The sequence below is a fragment of the Flavobacterium sp. genome (assembly GCF_044338735.1).
Classification (GTDB): Bacteria; Bacteroidota; Bacteroidia; order Flavobacteriales; family Flavobacteriaceae; genus Flavobacterium.
This window is the reverse complement of sequence record NZ_JBIIWV010000004.1, coordinates 1-19,652: the sequence shown is the minus strand read 5'-3', so window position 1 is coordinate 19,652 and position 19,652 is coordinate 1. Positions and strand designations below refer to the sequence as shown.

At 35.4% G+C, this 19,652-nt stretch carries 19 protein-coding genes; 13 read left to right on the top strand and 6 right to left on the bottom strand.

Annotation, left to right across the window (positions count from 1 at the left end):
- Window positions 1-675 precede the first annotated feature (675 nt).
- Both ACIQZC_RS00735 and ACIQZC_RS00730 read right to left on the bottom strand, forming a co-directional pair.
- Window positions 676-2,574 carry a LamG-like jellyroll fold domain-containing protein gene (locus ACIQZC_RS00735; RefSeq protein ID WP_396137319.1) on the bottom strand — a complete coding sequence of 633 codons (1,899 nt, stop codon included), beginning with the start codon at window positions 2,572-2,574 and terminating at the stop codon, window positions 676-678.
- Between the two features lies 1 nt (window position 2,575).
- Window positions 2,576-3,244 carry a hypothetical protein gene (locus tag ACIQZC_RS00730; protein ID WP_396137318.1) on the bottom strand — a complete coding sequence of 223 codons (669 nt, stop codon included), beginning with the start codon at window positions 3,242-3,244 and terminating at the stop codon, window positions 2,576-2,578.
- A 727-nt stretch (window positions 3,245-3,971) separates the two neighbouring features.
- On the opposite strand from ACIQZC_RS00730, the gene ACIQZC_RS00725 reads away from it, so the two are divergent.
- Together ACIQZC_RS00725 and ACIQZC_RS00720 are read left to right on the top strand one after the other, a co-directional pair.
- Window positions 3,972-4,211, top strand: coding sequence for a helix-turn-helix domain-containing protein (locus ACIQZC_RS00725; RefSeq protein ID WP_396137317.1), 240 nt, complete (start codon window positions 3,972-3,974; stop codon window positions 4,209-4,211).
- Window positions 4,212-4,639: 428 nt separating this feature from the next.
- Window positions 4,640-5,278: a DUF6266 family protein gene (locus ACIQZC_RS00720; RefSeq protein WP_396137316.1), complete on the top strand. Its 639-nt coding sequence runs from the start codon at window positions 4,640-4,642 to the stop codon at window positions 5,276-5,278.
- Window positions 5,279-5,410: 132 nt separating this feature from the next.
- Here the strand turns inward: ACIQZC_RS00720 and ACIQZC_RS00715 are convergent, their stop codons facing one another.
- On the bottom strand, window positions 5,411-5,836 hold the full coding sequence (locus tag ACIQZC_RS00715) for a hypothetical protein (RefSeq protein WP_396137315.1): 426 nt from the start codon (window positions 5,834-5,836) through the stop codon (window positions 5,411-5,413).
- A complete protein-coding gene (locus tag ACIQZC_RS00710; protein WP_396137314.1) occupies window positions 5,833-6,813 on the bottom strand; it encodes a helix-turn-helix transcriptional regulator in 981 nt (326 codons plus the stop codon). The genes ACIQZC_RS00715 and ACIQZC_RS00710 overlap by 4 nt, the downstream gene beginning before the upstream one ends.
- A gap of 96 nt (window positions 6,814-6,909) precedes the next feature.
- Between ACIQZC_RS00710 and ACIQZC_RS00705 the strand changes: the two genes are divergently transcribed.
- The 9 genes from ACIQZC_RS00705 (at window position 6,910) to ACIQZC_RS00665 (ending at window position 15,552) form a co-directional block, all read left to right on the top strand.
- Window positions 6,910-7,377, top strand: coding sequence for a hypothetical protein (locus ACIQZC_RS00705; protein WP_396137313.1), 468 nt, complete (start codon window positions 6,910-6,912; stop codon window positions 7,375-7,377).
- A 2-nt stretch (window positions 7,378-7,379) separates the two neighbouring features.
- On the top strand, window positions 7,380-7,802 hold the full coding sequence (locus ACIQZC_RS00700) for a hypothetical protein (protein ID WP_396137312.1): 423 nt from the start codon (window positions 7,380-7,382) through the stop codon (window positions 7,800-7,802).
- Between the two features lie 17 nt (window positions 7,803-7,819).
- The gene (locus tag ACIQZC_RS00695) at window positions 7,820-8,260 is read left to right on the top strand and encodes a hypothetical protein (protein WP_396137311.1); all 441 of its coding nucleotides are present in this window, start codon (window positions 7,820-7,822) and stop codon (window positions 8,258-8,260) included.
- 9 nt (window positions 8,261-8,269) lie between these two features.
- Window positions 8,270-8,626: a hypothetical protein gene (locus tag ACIQZC_RS00690; protein WP_396137310.1), complete on the top strand. Its 357-nt coding sequence runs from the start codon at window positions 8,270-8,272 to the stop codon at window positions 8,624-8,626.
- Window positions 8,627-8,745: 119 nt separating this feature from the next.
- Window positions 8,746-9,015, top strand: coding sequence for a hypothetical protein (locus ACIQZC_RS00685; protein ID WP_396137309.1), 270 nt, complete (start codon window positions 8,746-8,748; stop codon window positions 9,013-9,015).
- A 248-nt stretch (window positions 9,016-9,263) separates the two neighbouring features.
- Window positions 9,264-10,985: a DUF262 domain-containing protein gene (locus ACIQZC_RS00680; RefSeq protein ID WP_396137308.1), complete on the top strand. Its 1,722-nt coding sequence runs from the start codon at window positions 9,264-9,266 to the stop codon at window positions 10,983-10,985.
- A 95-nt stretch (window positions 10,986-11,080) separates the two neighbouring features.
- Window positions 11,081-13,639 carry a hypothetical protein gene (locus tag ACIQZC_RS00675; RefSeq protein ID WP_396137307.1) on the top strand — a complete coding sequence of 853 codons (2,559 nt, stop codon included), beginning with the start codon at window positions 11,081-11,083 and terminating at the stop codon, window positions 13,637-13,639.
- Window positions 13,640-13,799: 160 nt separating this feature from the next.
- On the top strand, window positions 13,800-15,035 hold the full coding sequence (locus tag ACIQZC_RS00670; RefSeq protein ID WP_396137306.1) for a DUF2130 domain-containing protein: 1,236 nt from the start codon (window positions 13,800-13,802) through the stop codon (window positions 15,033-15,035).
- Window positions 15,036-15,081: 46 nt separating this feature from the next.
- Window positions 15,082-15,552 carry a hypothetical protein gene (locus ACIQZC_RS00665; RefSeq protein WP_396137305.1) on the top strand — a complete coding sequence of 157 codons (471 nt, stop codon included), beginning with the start codon at window positions 15,082-15,084 and terminating at the stop codon, window positions 15,550-15,552.
- A 120-nt stretch (window positions 15,553-15,672) separates the two neighbouring features.
- On the opposite strand, the gene ACIQZC_RS00660 is transcribed toward ACIQZC_RS00665, so the two are convergent.
- Both ACIQZC_RS00660 and ACIQZC_RS00655 read right to left on the bottom strand, forming a co-directional pair.
- Window positions 15,673-16,071: a DUF2452 domain-containing protein gene (locus tag ACIQZC_RS00660; protein WP_396137304.1), complete on the bottom strand. Its 399-nt coding sequence runs from the start codon at window positions 16,069-16,071 to the stop codon at window positions 15,673-15,675.
- 3 nt (window positions 16,072-16,074) lie between these two features.
- Window positions 16,075-16,392 carry a TIGR03643 family protein gene (locus ACIQZC_RS00655; RefSeq protein WP_396137303.1) on the bottom strand — a complete coding sequence of 106 codons (318 nt, stop codon included), beginning with the start codon at window positions 16,390-16,392 and terminating at the stop codon, window positions 16,075-16,077.
- 945 nt (window positions 16,393-17,337) lie between these two features.
- Here ACIQZC_RS00655 and ACIQZC_RS00650 point away from each other — a divergent pair.
- Both ACIQZC_RS00650 and ACIQZC_RS00645 read left to right on the top strand, forming a co-directional pair.
- Window positions 17,338-18,594, top strand: coding sequence for a Y-family DNA polymerase (locus tag ACIQZC_RS00650; protein ID WP_396137332.1), 1,257 nt, complete (start codon window positions 17,338-17,340; stop codon window positions 18,592-18,594).
- The gene (locus ACIQZC_RS00645) at window positions 18,594-19,040 is read left to right on the top strand and encodes a LexA family protein (RefSeq protein WP_396137302.1); all 447 of its coding nucleotides are present in this window, start codon (window positions 18,594-18,596) and stop codon (window positions 19,038-19,040) included. The genes ACIQZC_RS00650 and ACIQZC_RS00645 overlap by 1 nt, the downstream gene beginning before the upstream one ends.
- Window positions 19,041-19,652: the final 612 nt, after the last annotated feature.

Sequence of the window (19,652 nt, the reverse complement as noted above, 5' to 3'; positions counted from 1 at the left end):
ACATTCGTTGTTCGTTGTTCATAGTTCGTTGTTCAGATGTTTAATAGCTTAACCACAAGGAGCACAGGGGAGGCACAAGGGGCACAAGGGGTGTTCAGTCTCAGTGTTCAGTGATTGGTGGTGAAAAAATCAACGTCTAGTTTGTCATGCTGTTAAGCATCTCTTTTTTTTACCATATAAGTCATATAAGTTATTATAAGTTGGATTGTGTTGAAGTTAGTTTAAGTTCATAAAAGAGTGGTCGGTGTTCAGTTAATAAAGGTTTATGAAGGTTTATGAAGGTTTATGAAGGTTTATGAAGGTTTATTGTTGTAACTTCCATTTCAATATTCTTTATTTCATTTAATCCATTTAATCTGTGAATCCGTGGCTAATAAATCAACGTATAGTTTGACCAATTAATGTAAGAAAGCACAAAATTCTAGTGAACCTTGTGCTTTCCTTGTGTGCTTTGTGGTTTAGATGCTTGACAGCATGACAAACGAGACGTTGAAGGAGAGTGGTCGGTTGATAGTCTCAGAGTTATGATTTACAATCGAATATCTTCCTTTTATTAACTTGAACTTACTTACACGCAATCCAACTTAAACAAACTTATATGACTTATATGTTTAAAAATTGATTTTGAACAAGGAATGTTGAATAAGGAATGTTGAATGTTGAAAAGAGAAAAAATTACAGCCCGTAAGTGCCTTTTGTGGTGTTAAAGTTGTTGAGGACTTCTGCGGCGGTTAAGGGTTTGTTGTACATTCTTATGATGCCCACACTTCCTTTATACATAATTGCGGGTGAAATTGAACCACCAGTGCCGAGTCTTGTGCCAATGGCAATTGGGCTGGTGTTGCTTACTTGGCCCATGCCGCTTATGCTTGTAGAGCCAACAGCCACTCCGTCTCGGTACATCGTAAGTGTATTACTCACAAAATTAAAAACACCTACTACTTGTTTCCAGGTATTTACAGGAAAACCTGAAGCCGTAACAGATCTAAAATTTGGCCCATCATAACACGCCACAAACATACTACTTGTGCCTTCATTATATCTAAAAACAAAGGGATACCTTGATTCATTGTTTAGGTTCCATTTTTCAAATAATTCTGCTTCACCTGAGTTTACTTGTCCGTTTGAAGGTCTAAACCAAATTTCAACTGAATATTGTTGGGTGTTTGTAAAATTTGTAACTCCGGCAACAGACGGGATAGTAGCGTATTGATTGCTTCCGTTAAATGTAAACCCTGTAGCTGCATTAAAGGCAGGTGAATTGTACAAGGTTGCTGTTGTTCCATTACCCGCTAAATCATTGATGGCATTACCCGATCCGCTGTAACTTTCGGTTAAAGCTGGATTATAATATAAAGTTAAGTTACTGGTCGTAATATCTATTGGTTTTAAGAGTAATCCCAAACGCATGGTGATATGATTATTCCACCCAACAGGAAGTATCTTTACTGCTTTTGCAAAAACGGGAGTTGGAAACAAGATACGAACATCATCAACTGAGTTAGTGTTTAACGTGGCATTACTAAGTATTCGTGTCCATGGTGCTGCCCCGTTGGGACTCGTTTCAATATGTGCTGTGGTTACCCATTGCCCGCCGTTATTGGCTCTACCTTGGGTTACAATTCCCTTTATCGTGGTAGGTGCATCATAACTTAGCGTAATGGATTGATTGACATCGTAATACAAAGCTGCCCAACCTAATGAAGTGTTGTTTAGCCACGGGGTGTAATGTAGATTGCCAAAAGTATTTTCGCTATTCCATACACTGGAAACACTCCAATAGGTAGGGTTTGTATTGGTTGAAGGGCTGTGAATGGTGTAATCAAATTCGTCTTTTCGGGCTAAATACTCTTGCAGGACATCCACATCGCTTAAAGGTAAATTGTACAATTTGAATTGCGCCAAATTAAATTTACCAAAGATACCCGACCCCATATTTGTGGTAGATGATTGTGCACCTATTCCATAAAATTGTCCTGCTGGTGGAATTGTTCTATCATAGGTTTGGGTTCCTATTAGTAGGCCGTTTAGGTAAGCTTTAACCGAAGTACCGCTATAGACCATGGCAATGTGGTACCATCTGTTTAACGCTATTGTACTTGATACTATTTCGGTGCCATTCCAAACTTTGTATTTAATTATGCCGTTTACTAGTTCAATATTACTGGTAAAGAAGCTTGTATTAAGCGTTTGCGAATCGTGTTCGCTTACGATTACGCCATTTGATGCAGTAGGATAGACCCAAAGAGTCATCGCAAAGCTGTTTTGTGCGCTTGCGTTTACCGATTTAAAAAAAGGTCTTAGATTGGGCGTCATGACGTATTGGTTTACTCCATCTAGTGAGACAAAACCTAAAGAATTCATGAAAATAGGCGCATTAACGACAGATGCGTTTCCAGAAGCGGCAATACTGGTTACAAATGAATTGCCACGAGTGAAACTAGCTGGTTTTGAAAAATCGTAATTGACTACCAAACTATTTTTTGGGAGCATGGATTGTTGAATGGGAAGGCCTATTTGGCCTAAGGCAGTAAATGGAATGAATAAAATTGCTAGGTAAAAAAATCCTTTCATTTTAATTGCTCATTTCGCCAGAAACAATAATGTTGTTGCTACCCAAGTGCAGGATACTCACAATAGCATATTGACTGGCTGTTTTATTAAAATTGCCTCTGTTGAAGTAGGTTCCCGTAAACGTAATTTGTCCAGCACCCATTTGTACTACGGTACAATTGAATCCGGCAGGCAAGCCGCTAGGTATGGTGATGGTTATGGCAGAAGCGCTAGTAGATTGAATTACTTTTCCGTTATCAGCAGCTGTTAAGGGATAGTTGGCTGCAACCGAAGTAATATTTGCTGTAAATCCTGAGATGGATGAAGTATATGAATTACCACCAGTTAGTGTTCCCGTAGTGGAAACATTTCCAGCGGTGTAGCTTATGTTGTTACCTGATCTGGTCCAATCGGAATTTAATCGTGTCCAAGATGTGGTAGTTGTAGTGCTGTTATTGACATAAAAACCCACTACATCATCGGTTTGATAGACTAATAAACCATTGGCTGCGGCTGCGAGTGTAATGCTTTCGCGCTGCGCTTTGGTCATTCGGGGTATTAATAAGCCTTTATCGGTTGATGCAATTTCTAATTTTGCTGCTGCATTGGGCGTAGTTGTACCGATGCCCGTTTGTGCATTCGAGTACCAACAACTGCCTACAAGACTAAAAATTATAACCCACTTTTTCATCAAAAGGATATTAATTAATTTTCAAAGATAATTTTTTTTTAAGTTTTATCAAAAATTTTGTTTGGAGGTTGTCTGTTTTCGGTTGTCTGTTGTCTGTTCTCGGTTGTCAGTGTTCAGTGTTCAGTGTTGCACTTATTTTTTAACCATATAAGTCATATAAGTTTGTTTAAGTTGGATTGCGATGAGTCGTTGCACTTATCAAAGTTCATATAAAATCAACGTATAGTTTGTCATTTCGAGGTACGAGAAACTTTAGTTCAGCGTAGCTAAATCTCATAAAGCTAATGTGATGCTTCCTTACGTCAGCATGACAAACAGGGCGTGAAATTATTCAGTGTTACGATTTACAATCGAATACCTTCCTTTTATCAACTTGAACTTACTTACACGCCATCCAACTTAAACAAACTTATATGACTTATATGTTTAAAAATTTAAACGCAACGATTAGCAAACCTAAAGAGATGCTTGACAGCATGACAAAGTGGGTGTTCAGTGGTCTGTTCTCGGTTTTCAGTTTTCAGTTGTTCGTTATTTATCGCCAAATGAAGAAGTGTTTTTTTTTATAAAATATCCTTTAAACCCTTATAAACAGTATTAAAATAATCAAAAAAGTATCAAAAATTAAATTTTCAGCTTTGTTAAAAACATGTCTCAATTGTCAATAAGTTTGACTTTCTTTTTTCATTTCAAATTGCAAACTTTGTAAAACATAATACTACCAGCCATGAAGGACCCTAACTCTGAATTAAATAATCTTATATCGCCTATGAACAAACTTGACGATGCGTCTGCCTATGAATTTTATGAGAGTCACAATGTAATGCGCCTTTTGAAAATATCGGAGAGTACGCTCTACCGATATCGCAAGCAAAAATTAATTGCCTACACCAAGCTTGGCGGAAAATACCTTTATCCTAAAATTAGTATCAAAAATTTGATTCATAAGGCAATGAATCAGCAATAGTGCTTGTTTTATTACCTACGATTGAGAAGCTATCCTTTATTGGGTAGCTTTTTTTGTGCCGTTTTTTTGGTTTTTACTAGGGTTTTGTTCGGTATTGCTTCGTAGTTTCTTCGAGTGTTCTTCGATAAAAGTACCTTTTTTGCAAAAGGCTATCGAAGGAATATCGAACAAAGTAGGAACAAAACCCCTTTTTTTACCCCAAATGAACCAGTCATAACCGGTCAAAAGTAGTCACAAGAGGGCAACAGTTGTCAGTAGTATTCGTTGCTATTCAAAACCGATTAAAACAAGTTAAAACATTGTAAAACAGGTAGTTATAAAAATATTTTGTCAATTGTATGGGTTTTCTGTTTTATATTTGTAGGGTTGAATGAGTGCGCACTCTAATACAAATAAAGGGAATATTAATTTTTAAATTTTAAAAGAGTATGGGAACATACAACAAAGGCATCTTGGGTGCATTTTCTGGCAAAGTAGGACCAGTAGTGGGCGCTTCATGGCGCGGAAAAGAGGTAATGCGTAGTTTACCTAAAAGGAGTAATCGTGTGGCGAGTGCCTCACAGCAACTGCAACGGCAAAAGTTTTCTATGGTGAATGACTTTTTAGGAGGCATTCAACCGGTTATTAAACGCTATTATGGCAACGACTCGGGTATTAAAACCCGCAGGAATCAGGCGATGTCTTATTTGATGCGCGAGGCGCTCATTTTTAACGATCCTGATTTTGAGTGGGATTATTCAAAGGTGTTAATTAGCCGTGGCGATTTAACGGGTATTGAAGACGCTGTACTGGATGTTGCTGCAGGCGCCATCTCGGTGATGTGGACCGATAACAGTGATCAAGGCGAAGCACTCGCCGATGACCAACTGGTGCTGGTGGTGTATGACCCAGTGACTAAGGCGGTAGTGTATAGTTTGGCAGCGGGCGAGCGAGAAGATGAAGCGGCTGCACTAGCCCTGCCCAGTTATTTAGACGGTGCTGAGGTGCAGGTGTGGGCAACGTTTGCCTCCGCCGATGAGAAGCTTTTTGCCACCAGCTTGTATCTAGGTAGTATTACCGTGATTTAATTTTTTATTGGCTTAGTCTATAATGGTGTTCTCAATATAGTAAGTTTAAAAACTCCCTGCCTTGTGGTAGGGAGTTTTTTTTTACACTATAAAATGAATATTGGAGTACTTGAGGAATAATTATAGTAACAATTACATCATTTCCATCCCGTCTTTCATGTTTAAAGCAATATTGTAATAGTTAAAATCATTACGCGTTCCTTTTTCAACTTCTATAAGATTAATAATTCGGTCTACTTGCGCCATTGGCTCAAAATATAAGGAATAGTATTGCCAATCTTTGTTTGATTGAAAATTGTGTTTGTTGGGTGAAATTGTAATTCCCGAAGCATTGAGCATCTTATACCTTTTTTGGGTTAACGTGTCTTCAATGTACGTGTCTGGAGACATTTTAATCCAACCGCCTCTAATGTACTTATTGGATGTGGTGTAGCCAAAATCTACTTTGGTAAATTCTTGTGTTTGAGTCAATCGCAATAATATAGGATTGTCTTTTCCGTGCCCTTCTATTTCCAAATGAAATATTTTGTTGACTATTTTTTGTAAAGTTCCTTTCATTTTAATGATTTTGTTTGTTGGCGAAGCCAGTCAGGATTAATAACTTCTAAATGTCTACCGTATGATCGAAACAATCGAATCAATTCCATGCTAGGTATTACATTTATAGTAAAATAACTGGAACCCGAATTGTTTTTTTTAGCTTTTTGACTGGGATGTATCGGATAGGCTTCAAAATAATTGGTAACATCAATGGATGTTAGGAAGGTAATTTCTTGTTTAGCTTGGTTTTCAATGGGATAGACACCATAAATATCGGTACAATAATGTTCCACTTCAGCTGCAGGCGTACTGATGTATTTCCGCTTGAGAAAATTTGCTTCATAAATTCGGTCTAAACCAAATGTCCGCATTGCTTCGTGGCGCTCTGAATAGCCAATCAAATACCATTTGTTGTCAAATTCTTTGAGTCGGATGGGATGTACGATTACTGTACTGAATTTACGTTTCGAATAGGAATAATGCACAAATGAAAGCGGCTGTTGATTTTTACAAGCTTCCAATAATTTATTAAAATTTTCAAAGCCTTTTGCGCCTTCAACATAATCAGTTTGGATGATTTTACGTTCGATATTGCCTTCCGGGAACTCTTCTTTAAAAGCGGACAATATCTTTTGTATGGCATAACTGAATCGTTCGTTAACACGGTTACTCCCACCTAAATTTTTGATCAAATCTAACGACTCTTTGATTGTCAGAATATCGTCATCCGTGAGCGGAATGGTATTGATGGAAAAATTGGGATTGGAATAAAAATAACCTTTGTTTTTTCTACAATATACGATGGGTGCGTCCAAAACGTCTGCTTGTTTCATGTTCCGGATGTCTTTTTCTAAGGTATCTAGTGAGGGACAAAAATCAAGTTGTTCGGAACAGGCGTTCTGTATATCCTCTAAATTGGGATAGGGCCTAAATTTACTTCTAAGCATTTTATCGATGATGCGGTATCTTTTGAAAGCCGATTTTGAGATTCCCATACTTTTTTTTGTAAATATATAAAATATTTTTTACTCCGTACAAATAATACGGAGTGACTATTTAGCTTTGTCCCATAATCTTAAAATAAAATTAGTATGAAAACAAAAATGAATGAAGAAACGCTTCAAAAAACCAAAGTAATTAAAAGAGCAAAAACCTTTAAAAGTCCGCTTTCCGAAAGCACACCTTGTAAGTATTTGGGCATTGACAAAATCACCATGCACGAGCAATACACTCAGATTGATTTTGTGTACATCGCACCCAAAAAATACATCAACGGAGGATGGATTCAAATAGATGCTAAGAGTTACATTCAACCCGCTAATTCTGAAACACGTTATCCCTTGATTGAGGCCAGAAACATTTCTATTGCGCCCACAAAATTGCATTTCAATGGTGCCGGACAAGTTCACCGTTACAGTTTGATTTTTCCGGCACTTCCAAAAAATGTAAAACAAATTGATGTCATTGAAAAATTAGCCGAAGGCAGTTACTTTAACTTTTTCAATGTGGCCTTGCAACACAATACACCAACGGTCATTAGAATGATAAACGAAAATTAATTATGGACAATACATTTACTAAAGGACAAATTGTGCGTTTTAAAAGATACAAACGCCGCCCTGATGAAAAAGAGGCCTATTTTGTGGTCATACAAGAAGCCACACCCAAACAAGAAATGGTACTTTACACCTTGAACACCAACCGATTGTTCCCTGCTGGGGCAACGGTAGTTCCTGATTACCCAGACGAAGATTTGGAAATTAGATTACTTAAACCTCAATCTTTATTTGAACAAGAAGTTACCCTCATTAAAGGCCGTACAAAAAGTGAACTCACCGGTGTTATTTTTGACTGCACCACAGACGAGGAATACCTGACGTTTGCTATGGTGAATGGTTTTCTGGAATCCAATGCCAAATTTGATTATCACACTTCAAAAAACCAATTGTTACGCGGTAAACTCTATGTTGCCTTGCATTATTAATCTAAAACTTGAACCTGATGAAAAATGTTAAAACTTTTGCAAAATATTCGGCTTACGGACTGATGGTTTCAATAATTATGGGTGCCTTTGTGCATTTGTATGGCTTTTTATTTGACTCGTTCTATGCGTTTCAAGACCTGTCTGTTTCCACTAAAGCAGTTTTGCTGCTCACTATTCCTAACGGTATGCATTTATGGATTATCAATAACATAGAACGCTATACCAACCACACCAACCCTTATTACAAAATCACCTTTAGTTTGATAGCGAATTATTGGTTGGGCTGCATCTTCAGCTTTGTAGTTTTGTGTTTGGTATTGTTGTTAAATAGTTTTGTGAGTCTTCCACTCCTAGAACACTTGACTGAGGATGATTTATTTGGGTTGAGTCTGCTATTTGGTGTACCGGTGGGGATTTTAATTTATCTCAAACTTAAGAATGTAAATATCAACAAATAATAAAACACCATGACAAACGAACAACATTTAACCGCTACCCAAATAATTAAAGAATACCAAGATTTATTTTATGAGAAACCGATTATCGTTGATATGGGCGATCGCAAAATAACACTAAAGCGAAATGGACCCGCATTGCATCCTCATTATAAGAAGCTAGAGAATGGATGTATTCTTTTTGGAGTGGGAACGGAATACACCGAATACGGTATGCTTGTAATTGGTATAAATAGTTGGAAGATGATTACCTTAAATGGAGCTATAATCGACAGCGCTGAATATACCCAATATGAAAAGGAATTAACCCAGCAATCAGTTGAAATAAGTAGTTTTAATTCTGGGGGAGATTTAATACGATTTATATAATGAAAATAGAAAAACAATATTGTAAAAATTTCCTTGTCCATGCGATTAGTATACTTGATTTAGACTTGATTAAACAAATCCTCAAAGCAGTACCCACGAAAAAAAAAGACAAATTAGAAATGAACTTCTACCTTCATAATTTTAAAGTAATTTTTAGAAGCAAATTAGAAAAATTTGACACTCATTTTGAAGTAAAACATGGCAAAAGTAAAACCTCCAATGAATATATCTATACCTTTACCGCGAACTACAGCCGTAAAAATTTTTCCATAAAATTTATTGACGCTGCAAGTGACATGTTCTTTATTGAGGAATGTTATTCTAAGAGAAATTCAAAGACCATAAACTTTTCGAGTTTTGTAGGCGATGATATTGAGGTGCCGTTTTAGGGAGTTATATTATTTACCATTTACAAAAAATGTATAATATTACACCTTGAATAATTATAAATGCATTTGATGAAATAATTTATATATAAATTATTAGATTATAAATAAACTAGAAATAAAAAATACTATATTTGATTTATAAAAAAACGAATCAGAACTTTGTGTAGCGAGTATAAAACGTCAGAATACCCGAAATATTTTATCGTATATAAATAAGTTAGGTGTAATTATTAATAAATCAAAAACATATGAGTTTAGGACAAAATAAAGTAACAGACAATACGCATGAAATGAGTTTTCATGAACTTTTTTCTCAAGCAACTCAAGTAACAATCCCTTTGTTTCAAAGAGAATATGTTTGGACAGAAAAGCAATTAAAACGAATGATTGAGGAAATTGATATAATTCAAAATGGTGAAGATACCAATAGATTTTTAGGAGCTGTAATCGCTGTAAGAAGAAGTGCAAACCCTGCAGAGCCTCAACCTTATGAAATTGTAGATGGTCAACAAAGGCTATCAACCCTATATCTTTTTGTATTAGCTGCAGCCGCAGTTGCTGCTAAAAACAATTATAATGATTACGCCAAAGCTATAATAAATACTAATTTAATTATTGATTGGTGGTCAGGGACGAATACAAAATTAGTTCCTTCATTTGCCGATAGGGGACAATTTTGCAATGCATTTCAACAGCTTATAAATTCAGGTGACTTATCTGATTGGCTAGGAACCAAGGCCAAATTGCCAGCTAAAAGCGGGTCTGATTCGGGGAAATACATAAATCAATTTAATAGAATTAAACAATTTTTACAGAAAAGATATAATGAATACGGTATTGATCATTTAAAAGAAATTGTTGGTATTGCTCAAACTAAATTAACATTTGTATTTATATTATTAAAAGACCCTGCAACTGCAACAACTGTTTTTGAAGGATTAAATGACTCAGGTGTTCCCATTGGAATAGGTGACTTAGTAAGAAATGAGGTTTTTTCTAAAATTGGAAACGATTCTGCAAAAGCTGAAGCTATTCATAGAGATTTATGGTTGCCGTTTAGAAATAAATTAGGTGACTATTTTGATAAATACTTTTTCCCTTATGCTTTAATACAAGACTCAAATTTAAATAGTTCTGATTTATTTAGGGGTCTTAGAAAAATATGGGGAGATGTATCAAATCCGGAAGAGATAATAAAAAAATTAGAAGATTATTCTGACTCATATTTAGCATTATGTATTGGTAAATATCCTGCCAGTTTTAGTAAACCCGTCTCATTAGCATTAGATAAACTTGTTTTTTCAAGATGCCCTACTTCAGTTTTTCCATTTATGATGAAGTTGTTAAATGAATACACATTAGGTAATGTAACAGAAAAAGACACAATAGATTGTATAAAAATAATTGAGAGTTTTATGGTGAGGAGAGCAATTGCTGGATTAGAACCTACCGGTTTACTTGGAATTTTTAGGTCGGCATGGAATGCTTGTAATGGAAAACCTGATGCAACAAGTTTAACACAGGTAATAAATAATAGAAATACAGTAGAATGGCCAGACGATACAAGAATCAGGACTTCTATATTATCTCGAAATATATACTCTAGTCATTTACGTCAATATTTACTAAAAGAATATGATTTAAGTTTAGGTTCAGATGATCCTAAAAATGAATTTTGGATTGAACATATTATGCCACAAAAACTAAATACCGAATGGAGTCAAATAATTAGTGACAAGGATCATCAAGAGCTATTACATACTTGGGGTAATTTAATTCCACTTACAAAAGAAATGAATCAATCTGTATCACAATCTTTATTTGAAGTTAAAAGTAAAGAATTTGAGACGCACTCTGTTTTTGCATCTGCAAGAAAGTTATCGAGTGAATATAAGAAATGGGATAAGGAAGAAATATTAAAAAGATCTTCAATAATTGCAGAATGGGCAATTAATAGATGGAGCAAATAACTACACTTAACAGCGTGCAAGCGCCATAACCTTGCCGCAGGCGCAACACAGGGTTACACGCGCCTGCTCGCAAAACTTTATGTTTAATATAGAATATGGTAAAAAAAATATTCCCATTAAAAGAAAGACTTCAGACTGCGAAAGTTGAAAAAGATGTAGAAAGCATTTACCGCGAGTGCTTTTCTGACTTTTATGGGCCGAATAATGTTGATATAACTTCACCTTATGGATGTGATGGTTTCTTGACTAAAAATAATAGTTCTTTATTGTTTGACTTACCAGAAGTTGGTTATCGACAAAGCAGTATTGAAAGACTCAAACTACTTCTTGAATTCAAATACGATAAGGATTACAAAGAACCCCTCGAAATTTCAAGGACTCTACTACAATGTATATTTTATATCAAAAAATTTGAGATTGATGGTAATGACATCGATATACCGAACATAATTTTTATTGGTGATATCAACGAAATGTTTACAATACATTTCAATGCTATCCAAAAATATTTAGATGAAGAAATAGATTGGAGCATCGCACCATCCAAAGCTGCAAAAACTTATCCATCGATTGTTGCGAAAATTGCAGCTGACCCAAATGTAACTCCTCATGTAGTTAGTGTTTCTAATAGTTCATTTCATGAACTGATGGATCACATTGAAAAAATAAATAAAGATACTCAACCTCACGTCAGAATAAATGAGCATAACATAGGTAGGATTTTTGACGACTTCATTCAAAACATTCTCATAAAAAAAGATCTGTATGAATATTCTGCTGAAGCCCTTGTTGGGATATTTATTGGTTGTATTACTAAACCAAATGATTACTACTTACACCCGAAAAAAAAGAATATTCTTGTCACACCAACACACGATAGTGTAAAAGTGCATTCTAGCCGTTTTGAGTCGTTTTTTAATTTTTTCCAAGGTGAAAACTATTCAGCTCAAGAAAAAAGGAAATTTACTGAGATACAAGATCGTCTTATTGAGGATCTTGCCCGAAGAAAAAGTGGTGAATTTTTTACGCCAACAATATGGGCCGATGAAGCGATTCAATTTATGGATTCGATGCTTGGTGAGGATTGGAAAACAGTCTATAATGTATGGGATTGCTCTTGTGGAACAAAAAATTTAACTCGCGATTATCATTTTAATAATTTGTTTTGTTCAACGCTCTATCAATCTGACATTGATGTTTCAAACGATTATAACAGTGGTAGTCATTCATTTCAATATGATTTTCTGAATGACGGAATAGATGGTTTAGGAATAGAACATAAAGACAAAAAATTGCCTGGACGATTATTAGATGTTATTCAAAATAATGAAGGACTTATTTTCTACATGAACCCACCTTATGGCACTGCAACTGCGGATGGCGCAAAAGGAGATGGGGCTGACAAAAAAGGTATGTCTATTACAGAGATGAATCTCTTCATGAATGAGCAAAAATATGGTTATGCTGCTCAACAGCTCTATTCTCAATTTCTAGCAAGAATAGTTGACCTTGTCGAAAAAGAGAATCTTAGCAATGTGAAAGTTGCGTTCTTTGCTCCTCCCACTTTTTTAAGTTCCGGTGCATTTTCGAGTTTCCGTGAGAAATTTTTATCCAAGTTTAAAATGCTAGGAGGCTTTTTGTTTAGCGCAAACCATTTCGCTGATGTTGCAAAGAATTGGGGGATCTCCTTTACTGTTTGGGAATTAGGTTCTAACGATCTTAGCATTGATAAATTTGATTTAATACTCAAAGATTTTGAACAAGGCGAAATAGTGAATTGTGGAATTAAAGCAGTCTACAATACTGATCACAGTGTTTCAGGATCGGATTGGACTAAAGGTGATTTTCAAAAAAAATACGGTAGTTTAGCAATTGATTATCCTCAATTTTCAAGCTCAATTAACATTAAACAAAGCGGGCGTGGTAAATTTGTTGAAGGTTCAATAGGATTTTACAATAATGGAGGTAATAATATTTACCAAAGTGAAGGACAAGTTGGAATTTATTCAGGCCCTTTTTCCAATGGAAATGGTTATGCGATAATGCCTGAATATTTTGACAAAGTAATTGCAAATTTTATGGCTAGACGATTTGGTTTCTCAATGGAAAACTGGGCAAATCAAAAAGACGAATTTCTAGCACCAAATGTGAACCATGCGCTTTACAGTGAATTACTCAACGATTGTAAAATATTGACTGTTTTCAACCCGAAGGCTAAAGTGAGCGCACTAAGAGATATAAAATATAAGGGAAAAAAGTACAATATTGTTAATCAATTTTTCTTTATGCATCATGCGGATTTGAAAACTCTAGCTGATAAAATTGGATTCTCTGAGCTTTACGACGATACATTGGGTTTTGCTGGTGAACGATACTTAAGAAAAGAGCTAGACAAAACCTCTTTATCTAATGAAGCTCAAAAAATACTTGATCTAGCTACTCAACTTGTCAAAGATAGTATGGAATATCGAATGCAAATTTCTTATGATTATCCAGAATATAATCTCGAGGCGTGGGATGCGGGATGGTTTCAATTAAAGTTTGTAATTGGTAAATGTTTTCCTGAAAAACTTTCGGAATTTGAAAAATGTTACTTGGAATTTTTCAACTCTAAGCGGGATTTAGTTTATGAACTGGGATTTTTAAATAAATAAACATAACATGCACAAAGCAAAATGGAGCCCCGCTCGTGTGCGAATCCTTTCGCTTTCGTTAAGTTTGTAAGATGTTGAAAAGAGTTCAACTTTACAAAAAAGAGTTTGTAGAAAGTTGGATAAAAGCAAAAAAATAATAATTAACCCAATCTAATTAATCATGAACGAAATCATTTGTCCTAATTGTAAAAAAGCATTCAAAATAGATGAGGCGGGTTTTGCTGATATATTGAAGCAAGTACGTGACCATCAATTTGAAGAGGAATTAGAAAAACGACTTAAACTAGCCGAAAATGAAAAAGAAAGTGCGGTAAAATTAGCCGAGGCGAATTTTAAAAGTGTGCTACAAGAAGATTTAAACAAAAAAGATAAAGAGTTATCGGAGAAGCTAGCCGCTAAAGAAGCTGAAATTGCTCAAATTAAATCTAAATTAAACAGTGCTGAAATAGAGAAAGAACTTTCTGTTACTATGGCTGTTCAGAAGATTGAAAAAGAACGTGATGATTTGTTAAATAATTTAAAGATTAAGGAAACCGAAATACTTTTACAAGAAAAATCTTTAAATGAAAATTTCGCACTTCAATTGAAAACGAAAGACGAAATTATCAAAATTAAAGATGACGAAATTGCGTTTCGTGTAGATTTGAAACAAAGATTATCTACAAAGATGATAGGGGAATCGTTGGAACAACATTGTGAAATTGAGTTCAATAAACTTCGTTCTTCTGCTTTTCAAAATGCCTATTTTGAGAAAGATAACAATTCAAAGACAGGTAGTAAAGGTGATTTTATTTTTAAGGAAAGTGATGTGCATGGAAATGAAATTATTTCTATTATGTTTGAAATGAAAAATGAAGCAGATGCCACTATTGCCAAAAAAAGAAATGATGAATTTTATAAGGAATTAGATAAAGACAGAAACGAAAAAAAGTGTGAGTATGCCGTTTTGGTTTCTACGCTGGAATCGGATAATGATTTATATAATATGGGTATTGTTGATGTTTCACATAAATTTCAAAAAATGTATGTGGTACGTCCTCAATTCTTTATTCCTATTATAACTTTACTTCGCAATGCGTCGATGAACTCCATGCAATATAAAGCAGAACTTGCTTTGGTGAAAAGTCAAAATATAGACATTACTAATTTTGAAGATAGAATGAATAGTTTTAAAGAGGGATTTGCAAGAAATTATGAATTGGCAAGTCGAAAGTTTACTGAGGCTATAGCAGGAATAGACAAAACCATCAAGGAATTAGAAAAAACTAAAGCGGCATTAATGTCGTCCGAAAGCAATCTTCGCCTAGCCAATAACAAAGCGGATGAATTAACCATAAAAAAATTGACACAAGGAAATCCTACTATGAAAGCAAAGTTTGATGAGTTGGATAAATAACAATTAGAAATTAGTTAAAATAATATTGACTTTAAAATTTGCTAGAATGATAAACAGAATAAACAAACAATTATCAAAATTAAATACTAAGATTATAATTAATACTATAAATCCTAAGTTTTGTGATTATTTATTATATAGCGAAGAAACTAATTTAATTGGGTATGGATGGAGAGTTGAAAACGATGATTTAGATGTTTCGTTTATGAGTTCTCAAGTACCAGGTAGAGGTGGCGTTAGGCCATGGAGGTTTGATATGTTTGAAACAGGTAAATTTAATTTTGAACTAAGTGATGAAGTTGATTTTAGGGAATTATTAAATTTATTTCAATTTGCTATTTCTGATAACTCGTATTGGTTTTCTGTGCCTGTTGGTTATTTGGAAATGGGTTATACTTGTAAACCACTAAGTGATATTAATATATTTGAAGACTACATAAAATTGCATATTACAAAGGATAATAAAGATGAAATCTCTGTCTTTGATTTTGGAAAAGAAGATTTTGTAAATTGGTAAAAAAAAACAAAATGTGTCCCAAGCTCGTTCGCGAAACACAATTCAGCGAAGCTAATCCTTTCGCGTTCGTTGAGTTAATAAGATGCTGAAACGAGTTCAGCATGACAGATATCATGGGCTTTATTCAATAATAACCCATTTTTTATCGCTGTTGAGTTTGAAAGAGCCAAGGTGTTCTCGGGCGCATTCATAAGGGGCAATGAGAGATAAAAAGTTAGTACCATCTGCACCACGGTACAGGTGGTATATTTCTCCAATTACGGGTTCAAAGGCAAATTTTGCGTTGTAAACGAGTTCGTTGTACTCAAACTCCTTCATTAGGCTTTCGTATTGTTGTTTGAGTTCGCTGAACTTGTTTTCAAATTCTTTGTTGACACTTCTAATGCCTCTGCTTTTAAAGGCAACTACATCGTCTATTTGTATTATGGGAGCGCCTACACTGGTAGCATAGGTCATTAATTTAGCATTGTAGCCTTCTGTTTCTGAATACACTACATTGTCTGGTTTTTTGGTTTCCATAACTTATCGTTTAGATATTTTATTGTTGGAGATGCTGCGTTGTCTGGTGCATTTGAAGCGGTCGATATCAGCACTACGTTTAGCGCTGTGCTTGGTCTTGCAGTTTTCTACACGATCTCTCCATAACTTATAACTGCTAAACTTCAATTCTTTTTTCATTAGGGCTTTTACGTCGGCTTCGGCTAATCCAAACTGGAAGGTAATGGCGTCAAAGGGTGTACGGTCTTCCCATGCCATTTCAATGATTCTATCGATTTGGCTTTCGGTTAAGGGTACGTCGGTATTGGGTGCGCTGATGATTGGCTTCACTTTGTTTATCATTTATAATAAATAATTAAACAAAAGTAGGGATTATTTTGGAGAAAAAAAAGGGATGATGAATTAATTGATAATTGATAATTGATAATGGACAATTGAAAATTGATTAATGGATAATTGATTAATGGAATTCAGAAATTAGAATTTAGAAAATTGCTAATTATTCTTTTATGAACTTGAACTTACTTCTGCGCCATCTAACTTATACTAACTTATATGACTTATATGTTTAAAAATTATTCATCGGGTAGCTACAACTATAAGAGTTGTTAATAGTTTAACCACAAGGAACACAAGGGAGGCACAAGGTTCACGAGAGCGTTTTCAGTGATAGTAATTACACTTTTATGAACTTAAACTTACTTCTGCGCCATCTAACTTAAATTAACTTATATGACTTATATGTTTAAAAATTGATTTTGAACAAGGAATGATTGATAATTGATAATGGACAATTGATAATGGATGATGGACAATTGAAAATTGATTAATGGATAATTGATAATGGAATTCAGAAATTAGAATTTAGAAAATTGCTAATTATTCTTTTATGAACTTGAACTTACTTCTGCGCCATCCAACTTATAATAACTTATATGACTTATATGTTTAAAAATTATTCATCGGGTAGCTACAACTATAAGAGTTGTTTAATAGTTTAACCACAAGGAGCACAAGGGAGGCACAAGGTTCACTAGGGAGTGGTCAGTCTCAGTGGTCAGTGGGTGGTGAGTGGGGAGTGTTTGGTGATTGATAATTGATAATGGACAATTAATAATTAATAATTAATAATTAATAATGAAACACTATTACTTTTACTGATGACTGACCACTGCGACTGAACACTGCGACTGAACACTGACGACTGACTAGCGAAGCTAAACTTTTCAACAATGCTTTTTTATACGGTTTTGGGTGAGTATATTTGAGGATCTTTTCTTTATATACATGTTTGCGTTAGTTGATTGTAATAACTTTTATGCCAGTTGTGAGCGGGTGTTTCATCCGTCGTTGTTGGGCAAGCCGATTGTGGTGCTGTCTAATAATGATGGGTGTGTGATTGCGCGTTCTAATGAAGCTAAGGCACTGGGTGTTCCTATGGGGGCACCTGCTTTTGAGTATGCGCAGTTGTTTAAAGAGAAGGGCATACAGGTGTTTTCGTCTAACTATGAGTTGTATGGCGATATGAGTTCGAGGGTAATGAGTACGCTAGCAACTTTTACGCCTGATATTGAGGTGTATTCTATCGATGAGTCGTTTTTAAAGTTCAACGGGTTTGATGTGCATTTTGATTTAGAAGCTCATGCGCTGAAAATGGTGCAAACAGTAAAGCAGCATACGCATATTCCTGTTTCGATAGGACTAGCGCCTACAAAGGCATTGGCTAAAGTGGCTAATAAAATTGCCAAAAAGTTTCCTGAGCGAACCAATAGTGTTTATGTGATTGACACCGAAGAGAAACGCATTAAAGCCTTGAAATGGACCAAGATTGAAGATGTGTGGGGTATAGGCAGGCAACACAGTAAACGCTTGAAGGCCTTACAAATTCATACGGCATATCAGTTTACACAGTTGCACGACGATTGGGTGCGTAAGCACATGACGGTTCAAGGGTTGCGCTTAAAGCATGATTTGCAAGGAGTGTCGTCTATTGACTTTGAAACGGTACAACCTAAACAGAGTATTGCGGTTACTCGTTCGTTTGAAACGATGTACACGGCAAAAGCGGATATAGCCGAGCGTGTGGCTACGTTTGTAGCGAGTTGTGGGGAGAAGTTGCGTAAGCAAAATTCGCACGCCAATGTGGTGATGGTGTTTTTGTATTCTAATTTTTTTAGGAAAGACTTGCCTCAGCATCGTGGGTTTATTACTATGAAAACGCCGTATCCTACTAATAGCACGTTTGAGTTGAACCGACTGGTACAAGAGGGTTTGTCTAAAATATATAAATCGGGTATATCGTATAAAAAAGCAGGGGTCATTGTTACCGACTTAACGACTGCGGAAGCGTATCAATTGGGTTTGTTTGAAAGTGAAAACCCGAAGCATGTTGAGTTGTTGCAAACGGTAGATGCCTTGAACACGCGTTATGGTCAGGTAGTAAAGTTTGCCAATAACGACCTGAAAAGGCGTTGGAAAATGAAACAAATGCAATTGTCTAAACGGCATACTACGAGTTGGAACGAATTATTAGAAGTAAGTTAATGAAGCTACTAAAGCATCCTAAATTGAACGAAGAGTTGGAGTTTTTACCTATAGCCGTTGATGGGGAGAAACGCTATGTGAATTATTTTGGTGGGGTACAGGCAGGCTTTCCCAGTCCGGCAGAGGATTTTCTAGGAAAGCGCATCAGCTTGGATGAGAAATACTTGAGTAAGCCTACGTGTACCTTTGTGATTAAGGTGCGGGGGAATTCGATGGTGCCTACGTTGCTACCAGGAGATGTTATGATTGTGCGTTCGGATGTAGAGTTACAGGATAATGCCCTTGCGATTGTATCGATCAATCATACGGACTATACAGTGAAACGGTACGATAAAGCGGCGCGTGCTTTTGTTCCTGATAATGCGTCGTATCCAAGTATTGCGGTTGAAGAATCAGATGTGGTGATGTGTTTGGGGGTGGTGAGGCATGTGATTCGGGATTTGTAGTTTAGGGGTCGTGATGGGTGATGGGTGATGGGAGTGGTCAGTATTCAGTTGTCGGTTGTCAGTGTTCAGTGGGTGGTGAGTGGGGAGTGTTCGGTGATTGATAATTGATAATGGAATTCAGAAATTAGAATTTAGAAAATTGCTAATTATTCTTTTATGAACTTGAACTTACTTCTGCGCCATCTAACTTAAACTAACTTATATGACTTATATGTTTAAAAATTATTCATCGGGTAGCTACAACTATAAGAGTTGTTTAATAGTTTAACCACAAGGAGCACAAGGGAGGCACAAGGTTCACGAGAGCGTTTTCAGTGATAGTAATTACACTTTTATGAACTTAAACTTACTTCTGCGCCATCTAACTTAAATTAACTTATATGACTTATATGTTTAAAAATTGATTTTGAACAAGGAATGATTGATAATGGATAATGGATAATTGATAATGGGTGATTGGCACTAGTAATAGAACGTAAACAGTTGTTAAATATCTCATTTTCAATTCGTTTTTTGAGTATTTTTTTTATATTTAGGCATTAAAATAAATTAAATGAACAATTACAATAGTAACATCACACCAAAGAAAGCAGATAAATATTTGATTAATGG

Excerpts from the sequence above, each read along its gene's own strand:
- ACIQZC_RS00735 (WP_396137319.1), bottom strand. The coding sequence starts at position 2,574 with ATGAAAGGATTTTTTTACCTAGCAATTTTATTCATTCCATTTACTGCC.
- ACIQZC_RS00725 (WP_396137317.1), top strand. The coding sequence starts at position 3,972 with ATGAAGGACCCTAACTCTGAATTAAATAATCTTATATCGCCTATGAAC.
- ACIQZC_RS00660 (WP_396137304.1), bottom strand. The coding sequence starts at position 16,071 with ATGGAAACCAAAAAACCAGACAATGTAGTGTATTCAGAAACAGAAGGC.
- ACIQZC_RS00650 (WP_396137332.1), top strand. The coding sequence starts at position 17,338 with ATGTTTGCGTTAGTTGATTGTAATAACTTTTATGCCAGTTGTGAGCGG.
- ACIQZC_RS00700 (WP_396137312.1), top strand. The coding sequence starts at position 7,380 with ATGGACAATACATTTACTAAAGGACAAATTGTGCGTTTTAAAAGATAC.
- ACIQZC_RS00710 (WP_396137314.1), bottom strand. The coding sequence starts at position 6,813 with ATGGGAATCTCAAAATCGGCTTTCAAAAGATACCGCATCATCGATAAA.
- ACIQZC_RS00645 (WP_396137302.1), top strand. The coding sequence starts at position 18,594 with ATGAAGCTACTAAAGCATCCTAAATTGAACGAAGAGTTGGAGTTTTTA.
- ACIQZC_RS00715 (WP_396137315.1), bottom strand. The coding sequence starts at position 5,836 with ATGAAAGGAACTTTACAAAAAATAGTCAACAAAATATTTCATTTGGAA.
- ACIQZC_RS00690 (WP_396137310.1), top strand. The coding sequence starts at position 8,270 with ATGACAAACGAACAACATTTAACCGCTACCCAAATAATTAAAGAATAC.
- ACIQZC_RS00665 (WP_396137305.1), top strand. The coding sequence starts at position 15,082 with ATGATAAACAGAATAAACAAACAATTATCAAAATTAAATACTAAGATT.
- ACIQZC_RS00730 (WP_396137318.1), bottom strand. The coding sequence starts at position 3,244 with ATGAAAAAGTGGGTTATAATTTTTAGTCTTGTAGGCAGTTGTTGGTAC.
- ACIQZC_RS00670 (WP_396137306.1), top strand. The coding sequence starts at position 13,800 with ATGAACGAAATCATTTGTCCTAATTGTAAAAAAGCATTCAAAATAGAT.
- ACIQZC_RS00655 (WP_396137303.1), bottom strand. The coding sequence starts at position 16,392 with ATGATAAACAAAGTGAAGCCAATCATCAGCGCACCCAATACCGACGTA.
- ACIQZC_RS00675 (WP_396137307.1), top strand. The coding sequence starts at position 11,081 with ATGGTAAAAAAAATATTCCCATTAAAAGAAAGACTTCAGACTGCGAAA.
- ACIQZC_RS00720 (WP_396137316.1), top strand. The coding sequence starts at position 4,640 with ATGGGAACATACAACAAAGGCATCTTGGGTGCATTTTCTGGCAAAGTA.
- ACIQZC_RS00695 (WP_396137311.1), top strand. The coding sequence starts at position 7,820 with ATGAAAAATGTTAAAACTTTTGCAAAATATTCGGCTTACGGACTGATG.
- ACIQZC_RS00680 (WP_396137308.1), top strand. The coding sequence starts at position 9,264 with ATGAGTTTAGGACAAAATAAAGTAACAGACAATACGCATGAAATGAGT.
- ACIQZC_RS00705 (WP_396137313.1), top strand. The coding sequence starts at position 6,910 with ATGAAAACAAAAATGAATGAAGAAACGCTTCAAAAAACCAAAGTAATT.
- ACIQZC_RS00685 (WP_396137309.1), top strand. The coding sequence starts at position 8,746 with ATGAACTTCTACCTTCATAATTTTAAAGTAATTTTTAGAAGCAAATTA.